This is a genomic window from Streptomyces sp. NBC_01235 (assembly GCF_035989285.1).
Taxonomy (GTDB): Bacteria; Actinomycetota; Actinomycetes; order Streptomycetales; family Streptomycetaceae; genus Streptomyces.
In genome coordinates this window covers 4,427,752-4,442,750 of sequence record NZ_CP108513.1, presented here as the reverse complement: position 1 = coordinate 4,442,750, position 14,999 = coordinate 4,427,752, and the positions used below count along the sequence as shown (strand labels likewise).

Here is a 14,999-nt window from a genome sequence, read left to right as displayed (position 1 = left end):
CGATGTCCGACGGCGAACGCTCTTCCGGTCGTTTCCTCACCGGCCTGGCCTGGGCGGTGCTGCTGCTCGGGCTGTGGCTGTGGGGGCGCGAGGTGACCGACGTACGGCACGGCATATCCGCCCCGGCGACGGGTGACATCGCCGCGGTGGGCCGTCCGCCGGACGCCGAACTCCCGCCCGCCGCCAAGCCGTTGGGGCAGGCGCTGCCGCAGCGCGTCGACATCCCCGAACTGGGCGTGCAGGCCCCGGTCGTCGCCCGGGGCCTGGACACCCAGGGGGCCGTCGACCCACCGCCCTTCGACCAGGCGGGCGCCGTCGGCTGGTACGCCGACGGCGCGAAACCCGGCGCCAAGGGCACCGCCCTGCTGGTCGGGCACGTCGACACCGAGACCCGGCCCGCCGTCTTCTACAAGCTCAGCACCCTCAAGGCCGGCGAGACGGTACGAGTGGTCCGTGACGACGGGAAGGTCGCCGAGTTCACCGTCGACGACGTCGAGGTCGTCCAGCGCGACCACTTCGACGCCCAACAGGCCTACGGCACCCGCCAGTCGGACCGCGCCGAACTGCGACTGATCACCTGCGGCGGCACCTTCGACCGGGCCAGCCGCAGCTACACGGCCAACGTGATCGTGTCGGCCTACCTGACGGGCACCGCCGGCTGACGCGATGCCACCCACGGTGTCACCCGGCCCGGTCGACGGCCCGCTCCCCCGAAACCGCCGACCGGGCCGGTCCTCGACCGCGCGCTCGGGTTGCGGGAGTGACCCGGTGATCGGCGCGGGAGGCTGTGAGGTTCACCTACCCCGCGAACGGCCGTAACGACCGTTTTCCGGCGCTCTCGTGGGCGGTGCGGGTCTTATGTCAGGATTGGGACCGGGGCAAGTCCGTGCACCCAAGGGGGATTTGGATGTACGTCAGGAGGGGGGCCGCGTCCCTGCTGGGCGCGGTACTGCTGCTCGCCGCCTGCTCGTCGGGCGGCGGCGACGATGGCGACGGCCCGTCCGAAGAGCCCACTTCCGGGCCCGCCGTCACTCAACAGCCCAAGGAGGCCGACCCGTTCTGGGTCAACCCGGACGGCTCGGCGGCCCGTCAGACGGCGGCCTACGAGAAGGCCGGCAAGAAGGACGAGGCCGCCGCGGTCCGGGAGATCGCCGAGCAGCCGACCGGCCAGTGGCTCGGCCCGGAGAACCCGGAACAGGAGGCCCGCGGCTTCACCGAGGCCGCCGACCGGGCGGGCCGCACCCCGCTCCTCGTCCTCTACAACATCCCGCACCGCGACTGCGGCCAGTACTCCCAGGGCGGCGCGGCCGACGGGGACGCCTACCGTGCCTGGGTCGCCGCGGTGGCCCGGGGCATCGCCGACCGCCCGGCGGTCGTCGTCGTCGAACCCGACGCCCTCCTCCACCTGGTCGACGGCTGTACCCCGCAGCAGTTCCACGAGGAGCGCTACAACCTCCTCGACGACGCCGTCACCGCCCTCAAGTCCCTGAAGAACACGAAGGTCTACCTGGACGCGGGCAACGCCGGCTGGGGCCGCCCCGACCAGATCCACGAGCCCCTCCGACGCGCCGGCCTGGCCCGCGCCGACGGCTTCGCCGTCAACGTCTCCAACTTCTACTCCACCGAGGACTCCCTCGCGTACGGCAAGCAGCTCTCGGCGAAGACGGGCGGCAAACACTTCGTCGTCGACACCAGCCGCAACGGCAACGGCCCGTACGAGGAGGGCGCCCCGGCGGAGCGCTGGTGCAACCCGCCGGGCCGCGCCCTCGGAGACACCCCGACGACGACCACGACGGACCCCCTGGTGGACGCCTACCTGTGGGTGAAGCGCCCGGGGGAGTCGGACGGCGAGTGCAAGGGCGGCCCGAAGGCAGGGGAGTGGTGGCCGGCGTACGCACTGCAACTCGCCCGCGGATGACCGTACGCGGACACGCGGGCGTCACCTCGCGGGAGGCTTCTCCCGTCCGGCGGCGTCGAGCAGCAGTTTCGCGGCCACGGTCGCCCCGTCGGTCCGGATCGCCCCGGCGACGGCGGTGGCCCGTGCGTGGGTCTCGGGGGTCAGGGCCGTCTTGAGGGCGGCCGACAGGGACTCGAAGGTCGGCGTCGGAGCGTCGTGCGCCGCGCCGATGCCCAGCTCGGCGACCCGGTCGGCCCAGTACTGCTGGTCCCCTGCCTGAGGCACCACCACCTGAGGCGCGCCGGCCCGGGCGGCCGTCGTCGTGGTGCCCGCGCCGCCGTGGTGCACGACGGCCGCCACCCGGCCGAACAGCGCCTGGTGGTTGGCCTCGCCGACGACGAAACAGTCGTCCTTGTCGTCGATCAGGCCCAGACCCGCCCAGCCGCGCCCGACGAGTGCGCGACGGCCCTGCGCGCGGACCGCCTCGATGGCCACCCGGGCGACGTCCTCCGAGACGCCGCGCATGCTGCCGAAGCCGATGTACACCGGCGGTGCGCCGGCCTCCAGGAACGCCACCAGGTCGGCCGGCAGCGGGCGTTCGTCCGGCAGGATCCACGCGCCGGTGTGGACGAGGTCGAGCTCCGAGGTCTCCGGCCACGGGTCAAGGGTCGGGTCCGCCGCCAGCCACGGCCGGTCGGTGAGCATGAAGGTGCGGACGTCGTCCACCGGTGGCAGGCCGATCGAGGCCCGGTGGGCGTTGAGTGCCGCGCCGTGCAGCGTGTTGAAGCTCTGGGCGTTCAGGTCCCACAGCACCCGGTTGTCGGTTCCCTCCGGCGGGAGCGACTGGCCCGGCAGCAGCGCCGCCGGTGGCGCGTGGTGCGACGAAGGCAGGATGAAGGCGCAGAAGGTCGCGTACACGTAAGGGATGCCCAGCTTCTCGGCCGCCGACCGTGAGGCGAAGTGCGCGAGCCCGGTCGCCAGGAGGGCGTCACATCCCTCGGCCGCCGCGGCGACCGTGCCGAACATCGCGGCCAGTTCGGCCACGCGCCGGCCGGCGTCCGCCGCGGACGCCGGCCGCACCATCGAGTTCATCGGCGGGCCGACCGGCACCAGCGGTACGCCGGCACCGGCCAGCAGCTCCACGAACTCCTCGTCCGGCGGCGCGCACACCCGCACCTGCGCGCCGAGTTCCCGCAGCCGCACCGCGAGTCCGACCAGCGGCTCGACATCCCCACGTGACCCGTACGTCGACAACAGCACACGCATTTCGCGACTCCCGTTTTCCGCAGATTCCGGCTTCGGCCGGTGATTCTGCGGCACGAAGGGGGCCTTGCCGCAAGCCCCCCGGTGCGCTATACGTTGAGAGTGGAAAGGAGCGGGTACTCCCCTTTCCCGATGCGGGGGTTCTCGCCCTGAGGGTTTCCGGAGGCGAGGGCTACGGCACCTTCACCCACCGCGCCTCGCTCGGAACCCCGCGCCCGTCGTCGGCGAACAGCATGTACCAGCCGCTCGGCACCAGATTCCGGTTCCCCGGCACGGTGACCCGCACGTTGTCCCCCGTCACGGTGAACTCCGCCGCGACCGACCGCTGATCCACGTCCGTCACATGGGTGGACGCACTCGGCCGCACCAGCCGTACCTTCCGAACGCTCGCCGCGTCCTTCGAGACGAACGTCCCCGAGGCGCCCCGGGCAATACTCTCCGGCCCCCCGGAAAGCTCCGGCCGCTCCCCCCGGTACAGATACGGCGGCGAGTAGATCTCGATCCGCTGCTCGAATTTCCCCGGCTTGGTGTTCGCCGCGTCCCCGTACAGCGAGTCGGAGCCGAAGAACATCACCCGGCCGTCGGGCAACAGCAGGGAGCCGGAATGGTAATTGCGCCCGACCAGCGGATCGGCGACCCGTTCGAAGGTATTGCTCTCGGGGTGATAAAGGCGTGCCTGAAGAATGTTGGAGTTCCCCCGTCCCCGATAGTCCTGCGAGCCGCCCGACACGAGCACACTGTCGTCGGGCAGCACGGAAACCTGCGGATACCGCGTTCCCTTCTCCAACGAGGGACCGTTCACGAACCGCGGACTCTCGTCGTGCAGGTCCACGAGCCGCGTCCGCGCGCTGGACCGCGGCGACTCCCCGACACCCCCGCCGCCGACGACCATGTACCGCTCGTCCTGCGCGGGCGGCAGCAGCACGGTCGCCGAGGTCTCCATCAGGTCCGGGTCGCTCAGGCCCGGCAGCCTGGTGAACCCGTTGCCGGTCACGTCCCAGATGCCGGGGTCCCGCCCCACGTCCGCGGGCCCGTACCCCGCGTTGGACCCGGAGTAGAAAATCTTCCCGTCCTGCGTCAGGAACAACGCGGGATACGTGGGAAACTGCCGCACCTTCTTCGTGTACGTCCATTTCCCGGTGGCCGGATCGAACACCTCGTTCTTGCCCGGCACCAACTGGCCGATGTCGTCCAGTCCCGAGACGCTGAGGATCTTCCCGTCGCCGAGCGTGGTCAGCGTCGGATACCAGCGGGCCTCGTTCATCGGATCGACCTTGATGTACTTCTCGGCGACCGGATCGAATTCGTACGCGTCCCTGATCCCCTGGAAGTCCTTCTTGTCCAGGGCGAGTTTCTGCGCGATGCCGTAGGTGTTGCGCGCGTCGACGCCGCTCAGCCCGCGGATCCGGTAGTTGTCCTGCGTGCCGGTCTCGTACTTCGCCCCCGACTTCTGCGCCTCGACGTAGACACGGCCCAGCCCCGGGTCGTTGCGCAGGAACTTCCCGGTCCTCTTGTCGAAGACCTTCGTCGCGCGCGGCACGAGCACCGGGTCCTTCGACACGAACGTCTTCCGGTTCTCGCGCCCGGCGAACTTCGTCCCCGCCGGCAGGGTGATCGGCTTGTCCGGGTTCTCGTTGTGGACGATCATCAGCCCGCCGGCCTTGGTGACGTCCCCCTTCAGCTTCTCGTACCGCTTGGTGCCGCCCGCGATCAGGACGGAGCCGTTCGCGAGCTGCGTGTGGCCGGTGCAGAACAGGTCGTTGGGGGTGGGCACCTTCTTGACGGTGCCCTTCACCGGGTCCCAGATCCGGGTGTCGAACCTCTTCGCGTCGAAGTTGTCCTGGTTGTTGCCGGAGCCCGCGACCAGCAGCACCCTGCCGGTGTGCAGGAGCACCGCGTGGATGGTGTCCTGGCGGTACTCCTTGGGGAACTCGACGATCTGCCAGTGGCCGTTGGCCGCCTTGTACTCCGGTCTGTCGATCGCGTACCGGTGGTACTTCTCCGTCCCGAAGCGGTAGAGCCACGGCCCGTTCATCCCGGCCAGCACGACGACGACCGCCGTGGTGATCGCGAACCTGCGGGCACGCCGATGGACGACGAAACGGCCGGTCCCGAACCTCATTCGTCACGTCCCCCCGGTCCCGAGGGCAGTCCCAGCCCCACCGGCACCCGATCGCCCGGCGCTCCGGTCTCTCCCGGCCCACCCGTCTCTCCCGGCTCGCGGGGTTCGCGCGGCCCGTCCTTCCGCCCGCGCCGGACGGCCGCCTCCCGCACCACCACCCGCCACGCCACGATCGGCGAGGCGGTGACCAGCAGCGCGAACGACGCCCAGACGATCATCGCGGGATGGGCGTGCCCGAACACGAACCCGGCGACGATGGACGCGGCGAAGACCAGCACGAAGAACAGGTGGATCCGGAAGGTCCCGAACAGCGTGTCCGGGCTCGCGGAGTCACCCTTCGGCGTCACCACGAACCTGCTCCTGCGCCGCAGTACGGCGTCCATCAGCGAGCGGGCGTACACCGGCGCCGACAGCGCGGACATGGCCATGCCCGCCACCCCGCCCGACCCTTCCGGCTCGTGCGGGGAGACGTTGTGCCGCCGGTTCCACAGGTACAGGCCGATCTGGAGCGCCGAGGCGTTGCCGTAGAGCATCAGCCACACCGCCGGGTCGATGTTCACGCCCGAGGCGCCGAGGCCCAGGAACAGCGCGCAGCTCAGCGCCGCCAGGATCCAGTTGAGGGCCGACATCGGGTAGAAGACGATCATCAGCGTGTAGTTGAAGAGCTTGCCCGGCGGCATGCTGAAGAAGCCCTTCCAGTACTGCTTGAGGATCGTCTCGTAGGTGCCGCGGGACCAGCGCAGCTGCTGGGTGAAGAAGTCGGTCCAGGCGGCCGGCCCCTCGCCGACCGCGAGCACGTCCGGGGTGTAGACCGACCGCCACTTCCGTCCCGTGGCCGGATTGCGCGTGCGGTGCATCTCGAAGCCGGTGGCCATGTCCTCGGTGATCGAGTCGTACAGGCCGCCGATCTGCTTCAGCGCGCTGATCCGTACGGCGTTGGAGGTGCCGACGAACATCGGGGCGCCGTAGCGGTTGCCGGCGCGCTGTATCAGGGCGTGGAAGAGGAACTGCTGGGACTCGGCCGCCTTGGTGACGAACGTGTCGTAGTTGCCGTAGACCTGCGGGCCGATGACGAAGCCGACGTCCGGGTCGCGGAAGTAACCCAGCATCCGCTCCAGGTAGTTGGGCAGCGGCACATGGTCGGTGTCGACGGAGGCGAAGTAGTCGTAGGCGTCGCCGTGCGCCTCCAGCCAGGCGTTGTAGTTGCCGTGCTTGGTCTTCGCGCGATGCGGGCCCGACGGCCGGTTCCAGCGTTCGACGCCCTTGCGGCTGAAGTGGTGCACGCCCAGGCTCGCGCAGACCTCCTTCACCTCCGGGTCGTCCCCCTCGTCGAGCAGCCAGACGTGCAGCAGACCCTGGTGGCGCAGCCGGACGGCCGCCTGAAGGGTCTTCGTCACCATCCCCAGCGGCTCCTTGCCGGGCACGAAGGAGGTGAGGAAGGCGACGCGGGTGCCGGTCTCGGGCACCACCGGGACGGGGTCGCGGGCGACCAGGGTGGCGTGCGCGTTCGACAGCACGTTCAGACAGCGGAAGAACTCGATCAGGCCGATCGACACCAGCATCACGATGTCGAGGGCCGGTAGAAAGCCGTGGGCCGGGTGGTCGCGCTCGGTCCAGTGCGCCGGCCTCAGCAGCCACACCAGCAGCACCACCGACAGCAGCGGCGCCGCGCAGAGCATCAGGGCGGCCCGGATCCGGTGCGGCTCCTGGGCCAGCAGCGAGCGGTAGCGGACGGTGTACGGTCTGCCCGGCTCCGGCTGGGTGAGGGGCCCCGCCAGTCGGCTGTAGTGCTCGTAGTCGTACTTCGGCAGAGACCTTCTGAGGCGGCGGTACGTCATCGTGCCGCCGGAACGTCCGGAATGGTGGTGCGCAGGCACCGTTATGAATCATCCCCCCACACGCGGCTCGCACCGCGTGTAAATCCCCCCAACTGCCGCGAATCCGCGGCATCTTGAGAACCAGGGTTCTATGGCGTTCAGCATGATCGCAAGATGGGAAACGCGCTGTTTACCCGTCATACGGGCGCATTGTGGCGCATGTGGGGGTGTGGTGGACTTTGTGAACCCGCTGTGGGTAATCGCACGCGGATGCGATCGAGGGCCGGTCGTCGCACGCGGATACGAACGAAGGCCCCTCGCTCTCGCGAGGGGCCTTCGGTGTCTGTGCGCCGCCAGGGACTCGAACCCCGGACCCGCTGATTAAGAGTCAGCTGCTCTAACCAACTGAGCTAGCGGCGCCTGCTGACGGGACAACTCTACAGGACCCCCGAGGGTGCCCAGGACCACCCGCGCCGGAGCCGGGCCGGCCATAGGGCGGGGACGGGGCGGGCACGGGGCCGGGTGGGTCCCGCGTACATCGTTCGGACCGTCAGCATGCGCGTCGGGAAGACAGTTGAGAAACTGGCGTACGTGCACAGTCGCGGACATTTCCAGCTGGAGTGTGAGGGGAATCGCATGGAGGCTCCGGTATTCGAGGAATTCGATCCCGCGAGCGACTGCGAATGCCCCGGATGCGTATCGCGGCGGCGGGTGAGCCGGCATTCACCGCCCGCCCCGTTCGGCGGTCACCCGGCCGCCCACCGCGCCCTCGTCGTCGCCACCGCGGCGGCGGCGGCGGCGCTCGGCGCGGGCCACGCGCTGCCCGCCGTCGCCGCCCCCCAGGCCCCCGACCGCCCCGGTGTTCCCGCAGGTGACGAGCCCGAGACGCCCCAGGGTGGTACGGCTCCGCTGCACGGACCGGCCGGGCAGCCGGCGCGCCCGGGGGGACTGGCGGGACCGGTCAAGACGCCCGCGACGACCCGGGCGGACATCATCAGACGGGCCAAGGAATGGGTTTCCGCAGAGGTGCCGTACAGCATGGGCACCTACTGGTACGACGGTTACCGGCAGGACTGCTCGGGCTTCGTCTCCATGGCCTGGAACCTGCCCGGGAACGAGTGGACGGGCAGTCTTCACCAGTACGGGACGCGGATTTCCAAGGGTGAACTCCAGCCCGGCGACATTCTGCTGTTCCACAATCCGTCCGACCCCGAGAACGGCTCGCACGTCGTCATTTTCGGCGGCTGGACGGACTACACCCACAGCTACTACATCGCCTATGAGCAGACCCGCCCGGCCGCCCGCCGCCAGGCCACCCCGTACGCCTACTGGAGCCATTCCGGCCACTACGTGCCCTATCGATACAAGGGCCTCACGACGCCCGCACCGGGCACCGGCGGCGGCACGGGCACCGGCACCGGCACCGGGGAACAGGTCGGCAACGCCGACGGCGGCGGGAACGAGCCGGGGGCCGGGGACGTCGCGGCGACGCCGTTCCCCGGGCGGGCGGCCTTCGGGCCCGGCGCGAACAACAAGTACGTCACCCTGCTGGGGCGGCTCCTCGTCGAGCGCGGCGGCGCGCGCTTCTACACCTCGGGCCCCGGCCCGCGCTGGTCGGCCGCCGACGGCTGGGCCACCCAGGCCTTCCAGCGCGCCCAGGGCTGGAGCGGCGCCGGCGCCGACGGCATCCCCGGCCCGAAGACCTGGTCCCTGCTGGTCACCGGCAAGGGCAAGAACATCGAGGCGGCCTCGCAGCTCCCCGGGACGGGCACCGGGAGCGGAGCCGACGCCGGGACCGGCGTGGGCAGCGGCACCGGCGCGAACCCCGCGACCGGTGCGGCGGGCCCACCCGTCTCGTCCCCGTTCCCGTCCTCGCCCGGGGGCGGACCGCACATCCCCCCGTTCCCCGGCCGGGGCATGTTCCGGCCCGGGGCGCAGAACGCGTATGTCACCCAGCTGGGGAGGCAGCTGGTGAAGAAGGGGTTCGGCAGGTTCTACGCGAGCGGACCGGGGCCGCGTTGGGGCGAGGCGGACCGGCGAGGAGTCGAGGCCTTCCAGCGCGCCCAGGGCTGGCGCGGCGGTGCGGCCGACGGCTACCCGGGCCCGGAGACCTGGCGGCGGCTCTTCTCGTGAACCGGCCTCGCGAACCGGCTCTTGTCGTAAACCCGTTCCGGGGTCCCAACCCTCTCCCCGCAACCCACTCACTGTCATGGCGTATCTGGCGCGGAGGCTGGAGGCACGCAATGAACACGACCACTTCACAGACACCCGAGTCCGAGGGACCGTCCAGGCCCAATCGGCTCATCCAGAACGAGGCGACCACCGAGATCCCCGTCCACCTGCTGTTCCGCGACGAACCCGAGCCACGGCCGGTGCCGCTCGGGCCCGCCGTGGTGGGGAGCCGGGCGGGCACCGGTGAGCAGCCGCGGCTGCGCCGGCCGGCACCGGCCAGGCCCCGGCCGGTGGCGCAGGTCGACCCCGACCTGGTGGAACGGCCGGCCCGCGTGCTGCCGGGAGCGGTCGGCGTGTTCGCCGGGGCCTGCGGGGCGGCCGGCTGTGTGGCCGCCTCGTGGTGGGCCGGGGTGCTGCCGCCGCTCGCGGCGCACGCCCTGCGGCTGCCGGAGTTCGCGGGCGCCGGGCTCGGTCCGGCGCAGTGGGCGGCGTACACGGGTGCGGGCGCGCTGGGGCTGTTCGGCTTCGGCGGCCTCGCCCGGGGGCGGACGGGGCGGGCCTGGGTGCTCGGTCTGTTCGGCCGTTACCGGGGGACCGTGCGGCGCACCGGTCTGCTGTGGGTGAACCCGCTGCTGCTGCGCCGCCGGGTGGACGTGCGGCTGCGGCACTGGCGCAGTGAGCCGATGCCGGCCGCCGACGGCAGCGGGGTCGCGCTGCGGGTGGTGGCCCTGGTGGTGTGGCGGGTGCGGGACACCGCGCGGGCCGCGCTCGGCGTCGACGACCACGAGACGTACCTGCGGGAGTGTGTCGAGGCGGCCCTCGCCCGGGTTCCGGTGGAGACGCCGGGCGCGGGGCGGGGATCGGTGGAGGCGGCCGGGGACGAGCTGACCCGGCTGGTCGCGCGGGACGCGGGCGTGATCGGTCTGGAGGTGTTCTCGGTGCAGCCGGTCCGGGTCGAGTACGCCCCCGAGGTGGCCGCCGCGATGCACCGCCGCCGGATCGCCGCGCTCGACGCCCAGCACCGGGCGACCGTGCTGACGTCGGTCGTCGACTCGGTGGAGGACACGGTGACCCGGCTCACCGTGCGGGGGCTCGTGGAGCTCGACGACTACGAGCGCAAGGCGCTGGTGAAGGACCTGACCGTGGCCTTCTGCTCGGGGCGCCAGGAACGGACGCCGTGACGGGTCCGGACACGTCTTTGATATGGACACAGCCAAGAAACGGCAATAATCTCGAACTTGGTCTAGACCTGCACGGCTCACAGAACTCCCCACGTTCTCCAGGAGCGGCAGCATGCGCACAAAGACCAGGCTCTACGCCGTCGTGCTGGGCCTCGCCACCACCGGAGCCTTCATGCTCTCGGCCGGTGGCGCCAGCAGCCACGGCTACACCGACCTCCCCGTCAGCCGGCAGAAGCTCTGCCAGAACGGCACCGTCACCGACTGCGGCGACATCCAGTGGGAGCCGCAGAGCGTCGAGGGCCCGAAGGGCTTCCCGGCGTCCGGCGCGGCGGACGGCCGGATCTGTTCCGGCAACAACACGCGCTTCGCCCAGCTCGACAGCCCGAAGACCCCCTCGGGCGGGGCGTGGCCGGCCACCAAGGTGACCGGCGGTCAGAGCTACACGTTCCGCTGGCAGTTCACCGCGATGCACGCCACGACCGACTTCACGTACTACGTCACCAAGCAGGGCTGGAACCAGAACCACGACCTGGCACGCTCCGACCTCACCCTCACCCCGTTCCTGACCGTGCCCTACGGCGGTCAGCGGCCCCCGTCCACCCTCTCGCACAGCGGCACGCTGCCGTCCGGGCTCAGCGGACGGCACGTGATCGTCGCGGTGTGGACGATCGCCGACACGGCCAACGCGTTCTACGCCTGCTCCGACGTCACGTTCTGAGCATCGCTTGAGCTCCCCCGGGCCCGCGCGCGGGTACGTTCCCTGCACGCCGACACGACCAGGCCGGCGCCAGGACATCGGGGGAGCTCATGGAAGCCCTGTTCTACATCGTGCCGATGATCATGATCGCCGGTGCGCTCTTCTTCCTCTACAAGGCTCTCGGCCGTACCCGGCAGGTCAGCGCGGCCTGGAACAGCGGGATCACGGCCGAGGGCCGCTGCCTGCGGGCGTACACGAGGACGAGTGGCGGTGGCGGTGACACCTCGGTGAGCACCACGCTGCACCACGTCTACGAGTTCAGCACGAGGGACGGCCGCGCCTTCCGCTTCGACGAGGGCGGCGGTCCGGCCACGATCATCGAGGGCGACATCGTCACCGTGTACTACACGCCGGACCGGCCCGAGGGGGCCACGGCCCTCACGCCGCGGCGCGGGAGGCTCGCGGCGGGCACGGGCTGTCTGGTGGCGTTCTTCGCCCTGTTCATCACCTTCTGCGTCGGCTTCATGGTCGTCGCCCATGCGATCTTCTCCGAGGCCGACGGCCTGATGCCCTGACCCTCCACATCTGACGGTCCATCAACTACCGTGCGCTGCCATGGAGTCCGTCGCCGAACTCGTAGCAGCGCGGTGGGGTGACCACCGTCCGGGGCTGTGGTGCGGGAATCCGGAGAGCCCCGAGGACACGGTCCTCACCCACCACGAGGTCGCCGCCGGCGCCGCCGCCCGGGCGGCGCTGCTGGCCGACCTGCTGCCGCCGGACGGGCCGCCGCACCTGGGGGTGCTGCTGGACAACACCCCGGAGTTCCCGCTCTGGCTGTCCGCCGCGGCCCTCGCCGGTGCGGCCGTGGCCGGGATCAACCCCACCCGGCGGGGCCCCGAACTGACCCGGGACATCCTGCACACCGAGTGCCGGCTCCTCATCACCGAGCACGCCCACCTCCCCCTCCTCAGGGGCCTCGACCTGCCATGGGGGTCCTCCCGCGCGAGCGCGGTCGAGCGGGGCGGAGTGCGGCTGCTGATCACCGGCACTCCGGAGTACGACGACCTGCTCGCGCCGTATCGGGACGCCCGCCCCGACGCCTCCCGCGCCACTCCCGCCGACCGGCTCCTGCTCTACTTCACCTCCGGCTCGACCGGCGCCCCCAAGGCCGCCCTCTGCACCCAGGGTCGGCTGGCCGCCGCGGGGCGCTCGCTGGCCGGGCAGTTCTCCGTCCGCCCGGACGACGTGCACTACGTCTGCATGCCGATGTTCCACGGCAACGCGGTGATCGCCGACTGGGCGCCCGCGCTGGCGGCCGGGGCGGGCGTGGCGCTGCGGCGACGGTTCTCGGCCTCCGGCTTCCTGGCGGACGTACGGCGCTACCGGGCGACGTACTTCACCTACGTGGGCCGGGCGATCCAGTACGTCCTGGCCACCGAGCCGAGCCCCGACGACCGGGACCACGCCCTGCGGCTCGGCTTCGGCACCGAGGCGGGAGCGGTGGACGCGGCGGCCTTCGAGCGGCGCTTCGGGGTGCGGCTGGTGGAGGGGTACGGCTCCTCGGAGGGCGGGGCGGCGGTGCAGTGGTCGCCGGGGACTCCGGCGGGCGCGGTCGGGCGGGCGGGGCCCGGGCTCGTCGTCCTCGACCCGGAGACGCGCGCGGAGTGTCCGCCGGCCGAGTTCGACGGGGCCGGACGGCTGCTCAACGGCGACGCGGCGATAGGGGAGCTGGTCAATCGGGGGCCGAACCCCTTCGAGGGCTACTGGCGCAACCCGGCCGCGGAGGCGGAGCGGCGCCGGGAGGACGGCGCGTACTGGACCGGCGACCTCTTCTACGGCGACTCCGACGGCTTCCTCTACTTCGCGGGCCGCACCGACGACCGGCTCCGCGTCGACAGCGAGAACCTGGCCGCCGCGATGATCGAGAACATCCTCGCCCGGTACGAGGGGGCGGACGCCGTCGCCGTCTACGCCGTCCCGGACCCGGTGACCGGGGACCAGGTGATGGCGACGCTGGCCGGGACCTTCGACCCGCTCGCCTTCGCCGAGTTCCTGCTCGCCCAGCCCGACCTGGGCACGAAGATGGCGCCCCGGTTCGTACGGGTGGTGGAACGGATGCCCGTCACCGCCACGAACAAGATCCACCGGGCGCTGCTGCGCAGGGAGGGAGTCCGCTGCGCCGACCCGGTGTGGTGGCGGCCGCCGGGGGAGGCGACGTACCGGAGGCTGACGGCGGAGGAGGCCGCGGAAGCGGCGCGAGCCGGGCATGTCGAAGGGCCCCTCGTGTCCACGAGAGGCCCTTCGTCCGTGCGCCGCCAGGGACTCGAACCCCGGACCCGCTGATTAAGAGTCAGCTGCTCTAACCAACTGAGCTAGCGGCGCATGACTCCCGCCGTCCGCTTTCGGCGGCCGGCGACGGAGAAAATACTACCTGGTCCGCAGGGGTGCCTGCGACCACCCGGGAGCAGGCGCGATCAGTACGCCTGGATCCGGCCGCCGCCGAGTTGCTCCGCGAGCACCTCGAAACCTGTCCGGTCGGAAGCGCGCGAGTTTGCGAATTCAGCCTCCGTGCACGGTGAGCCGGTAGCCCTCGGGGCCGGTGAAGGAGAACGTCGGCCCGAAGGGGCTGTCCTGCAGCGCGGTGACGTCTTCCGTGCCCGCTGCGACGAGCTGCTCGCGCAGCGCCGGGGCGTCGGTGGTGCGCAGCCACAGTGCCACACCGAGGCCGGGACGTGCGGTGTCGTCCAGGTCGACGTCGGGCAGCAGCTCCCGGACGGCGAACGGGATCGGGGTGGTGGCGAAGACGACCGCGTGGGCCGGGCCTCCGGGGGCCCGCCGCAGCCCGAGCCTGTCCTCGAAGAAGGCGGCCGCGGCCGGCACGTCCCTCACCTGCAGGGCGATGAAATCGGGGCCTTCGACGGTGGCGGTCATGGTGACTCCAAGCGGTGGTCTGCCAGAACATTGATGTCAGGACTTTGACATGTAGAAGGTAGGCGCAGAGTCCCTTCCATGTCAAAATGCTGACATGGAAGATCGTGCGCCCGTGCCTCCGCCCCATCCAGCGAAAGACGTCACCGAGCACGTGGGATACCGCCTCAAGAAGGCTTCGACCGCTCTGCGCGGCGCCATGGACAAGGCCCTGCGTGAGCACGACCTCACCGTCCCGCAGTACTCCTGCCTGGAACTCCTCGACGAACAGCCCGGCCTGTCCAACGCCGACCTCGCCCGGGGCACCTTCGTCACCCGGCAGTCGGCCAACATCGTCCTGCGCGGCCTCAAGGACGCCGGCCTGATCACCCAGGCGACCAGCACCGATCACGGCCGGGCCCTGCCCATCCACCTCACGGCCGCCGGGCGGCAGCGCCTGCACGCCGCCCGCGGCGCCGTCTATGCCATCGAGGAACGCATGATCGAAAGCATTCCCGCGCGGCGGCTGACGGCGCTCCTGGCCGACCTCGACATGATGACCGAGGCCCTCGGAGGACCGGAGCGGTCCTCCGGGTGAGCTGATCCGCGGGTCAGTGGACCTGGGCGGCGGCCTCGGCCTCTGAATCGGCGTCTTCGGCAGTCGGCCGCCGTCACGCCTGCATCGAGTCCGGCTTGATCGGCCCGTCCGGCGTCGTCGGCGCCGGACCTGTCGCGTCGCACGCCCACTGGCACTCGGACAGAGCGTCGAGGAAGAGGCTCTCCTCGTCGTGAACCGGGATCCGCGCCTGGCGCCGCCGTTGCAGCGTGGCCACGTTCGCGAGCCCGGTCTCCACCGACATGCCGGCCGGGTCCATCGCGACCGCCGGGTCCGGAGTGGGGCGCACGAGACTCGGCACGGGACTTTCGACGAGATGGGGGTGCC

General features: G+C 71.3%; 13 protein-coding genes and 2 tRNA genes. 8 read left to right on the top strand and 7 right to left on the bottom strand.

Annotated elements, in window-relative coordinates; genetic code table 11:
* The first annotated feature begins 2 nt into the window (after positions 1-2).
* Entirely contained in the window at positions 3-662 is a 660-nt protein-coding gene (locus OG289_RS19520; RefSeq protein ID WP_327315310.1) for a class F sortase, read from the top strand.
* A 245-nt stretch (positions 663-907) separates the two neighbouring features.
* On the top strand, positions 908-1,918 hold the full coding sequence (locus tag OG289_RS19515) for a glycoside hydrolase family 6 protein (RefSeq protein ID WP_327315309.1): 1,011 nt from the start codon (positions 908-910) through the stop codon (positions 1,916-1,918).
* A 21-nt stretch (positions 1,919-1,939) separates the two neighbouring features.
* On the opposite strand, the gene OG289_RS19510 is transcribed toward OG289_RS19515, so the two are convergent.
* From OG289_RS19510 to OG289_RS19495, 4 genes are all read right to left on the bottom strand, one after another.
* Positions 1,940-3,163 carry a glycosyltransferase gene (locus OG289_RS19510; RefSeq protein ID WP_327315308.1) on the bottom strand — a complete coding sequence of 408 codons (1,224 nt, stop codon included), beginning with the start codon at positions 3,161-3,163 and terminating at the stop codon, positions 1,940-1,942.
* A gap of 169 nt (positions 3,164-3,332) precedes the next feature.
* Positions 3,333-5,282 carry a kelch motif-containing protein gene (locus OG289_RS19505; protein WP_327315307.1) on the bottom strand — a complete coding sequence of 650 codons (1,950 nt, stop codon included), beginning with the start codon at positions 5,280-5,282 and terminating at the stop codon, positions 3,333-3,335.
* The gene (locus OG289_RS19500; protein ID WP_327315306.1) at positions 5,279-7,120 is read right to left on the bottom strand and encodes a glycosyltransferase family 2 protein; all 1,842 of its coding nucleotides are present in this window, start codon (positions 7,118-7,120) and stop codon (positions 5,279-5,281) included. The genes OG289_RS19505 and OG289_RS19500 overlap by 4 nt, the downstream gene beginning before the upstream one ends.
* A 325-nt stretch (positions 7,121-7,445) precedes the next feature.
* A tRNA-Lys gene (locus OG289_RS19495) sits at positions 7,446-7,519 on the bottom strand.
* Positions 7,520-7,735: 216 nt separating this feature from the next.
* Between OG289_RS19495 and OG289_RS19490 the strand changes: the two genes are divergently transcribed.
* From OG289_RS19490 to OG289_RS19470, 5 genes are all read left to right on the top strand, one after another.
* Positions 7,736-9,232 (top strand): peptidoglycan-binding protein, encoded by a 1,497-nt coding sequence (locus tag OG289_RS19490; RefSeq protein ID WP_327315305.1) that lies wholly within the window; start codon positions 7,736-7,738, stop codon positions 9,230-9,232.
* A 110-nt stretch (positions 9,233-9,342) separates the two neighbouring features.
* Positions 9,343-10,452: an SPFH domain-containing protein gene (locus tag OG289_RS19485; protein WP_327315304.1), complete on the top strand. Its 1,110-nt coding sequence runs from the start codon at positions 9,343-9,345 to the stop codon at positions 10,450-10,452.
* A 112-nt stretch (positions 10,453-10,564) separates the two neighbouring features.
* Positions 10,565-11,170, top strand: a complete 606-nt coding sequence (locus OG289_RS19480; RefSeq protein WP_327315303.1) for a lytic polysaccharide monooxygenase auxiliary activity family 9 protein — start codon at positions 10,565-10,567, stop codon at positions 11,168-11,170.
* A gap of 89 nt (positions 11,171-11,259) precedes the next feature.
* Positions 11,260-11,724, top strand: a complete 465-nt coding sequence (locus tag OG289_RS19475; RefSeq protein WP_327315302.1) for a DUF3592 domain-containing protein — start codon at positions 11,260-11,262, stop codon at positions 11,722-11,724.
* 40 nt (positions 11,725-11,764) lie between these two features.
* Positions 11,765-13,492 (top strand): AMP-binding protein, encoded by a 1,728-nt coding sequence (locus OG289_RS19470; RefSeq protein WP_327315301.1) that lies wholly within the window; start codon positions 11,765-11,767, stop codon positions 13,490-13,492.
* Here OG289_RS19470 and OG289_RS19465 read toward each other — a convergent pair.
* Both OG289_RS19465 and OG289_RS19460 read right to left on the bottom strand, forming a co-directional pair.
* Positions 13,458-13,531, bottom strand: a tRNA-Lys gene (locus OG289_RS19465). The genes OG289_RS19470 and OG289_RS19465 overlap by 35 nt on opposite strands.
* A gap of 177 nt (positions 13,532-13,708) precedes the next feature.
* Positions 13,709-14,080, bottom strand: a complete 372-nt coding sequence (locus OG289_RS19460) for a VOC family protein (RefSeq protein WP_327315300.1) — start codon at positions 14,078-14,080, stop codon at positions 13,709-13,711.
* Positions 14,081-14,174: 94 nt separating this feature from the next.
* Between OG289_RS19460 and OG289_RS19455 the strand changes: the two genes are divergently transcribed.
* On the top strand, positions 14,175-14,654 hold the full coding sequence (locus tag OG289_RS19455; RefSeq protein ID WP_327315299.1) for a MarR family winged helix-turn-helix transcriptional regulator: 480 nt from the start codon (positions 14,175-14,177) through the stop codon (positions 14,652-14,654).
* Positions 14,655-14,727: 73 nt separating this feature from the next.
* Here OG289_RS19455 and OG289_RS19450 read toward each other — a convergent pair whose 3' ends face one another.
* Positions 14,728-14,973, bottom strand: coding sequence for a hypothetical protein (locus OG289_RS19450; RefSeq protein WP_327315298.1), 246 nt, complete (start codon positions 14,971-14,973; stop codon positions 14,728-14,730).
* Positions 14,974-14,999: the final 26 nt, after the last annotated feature.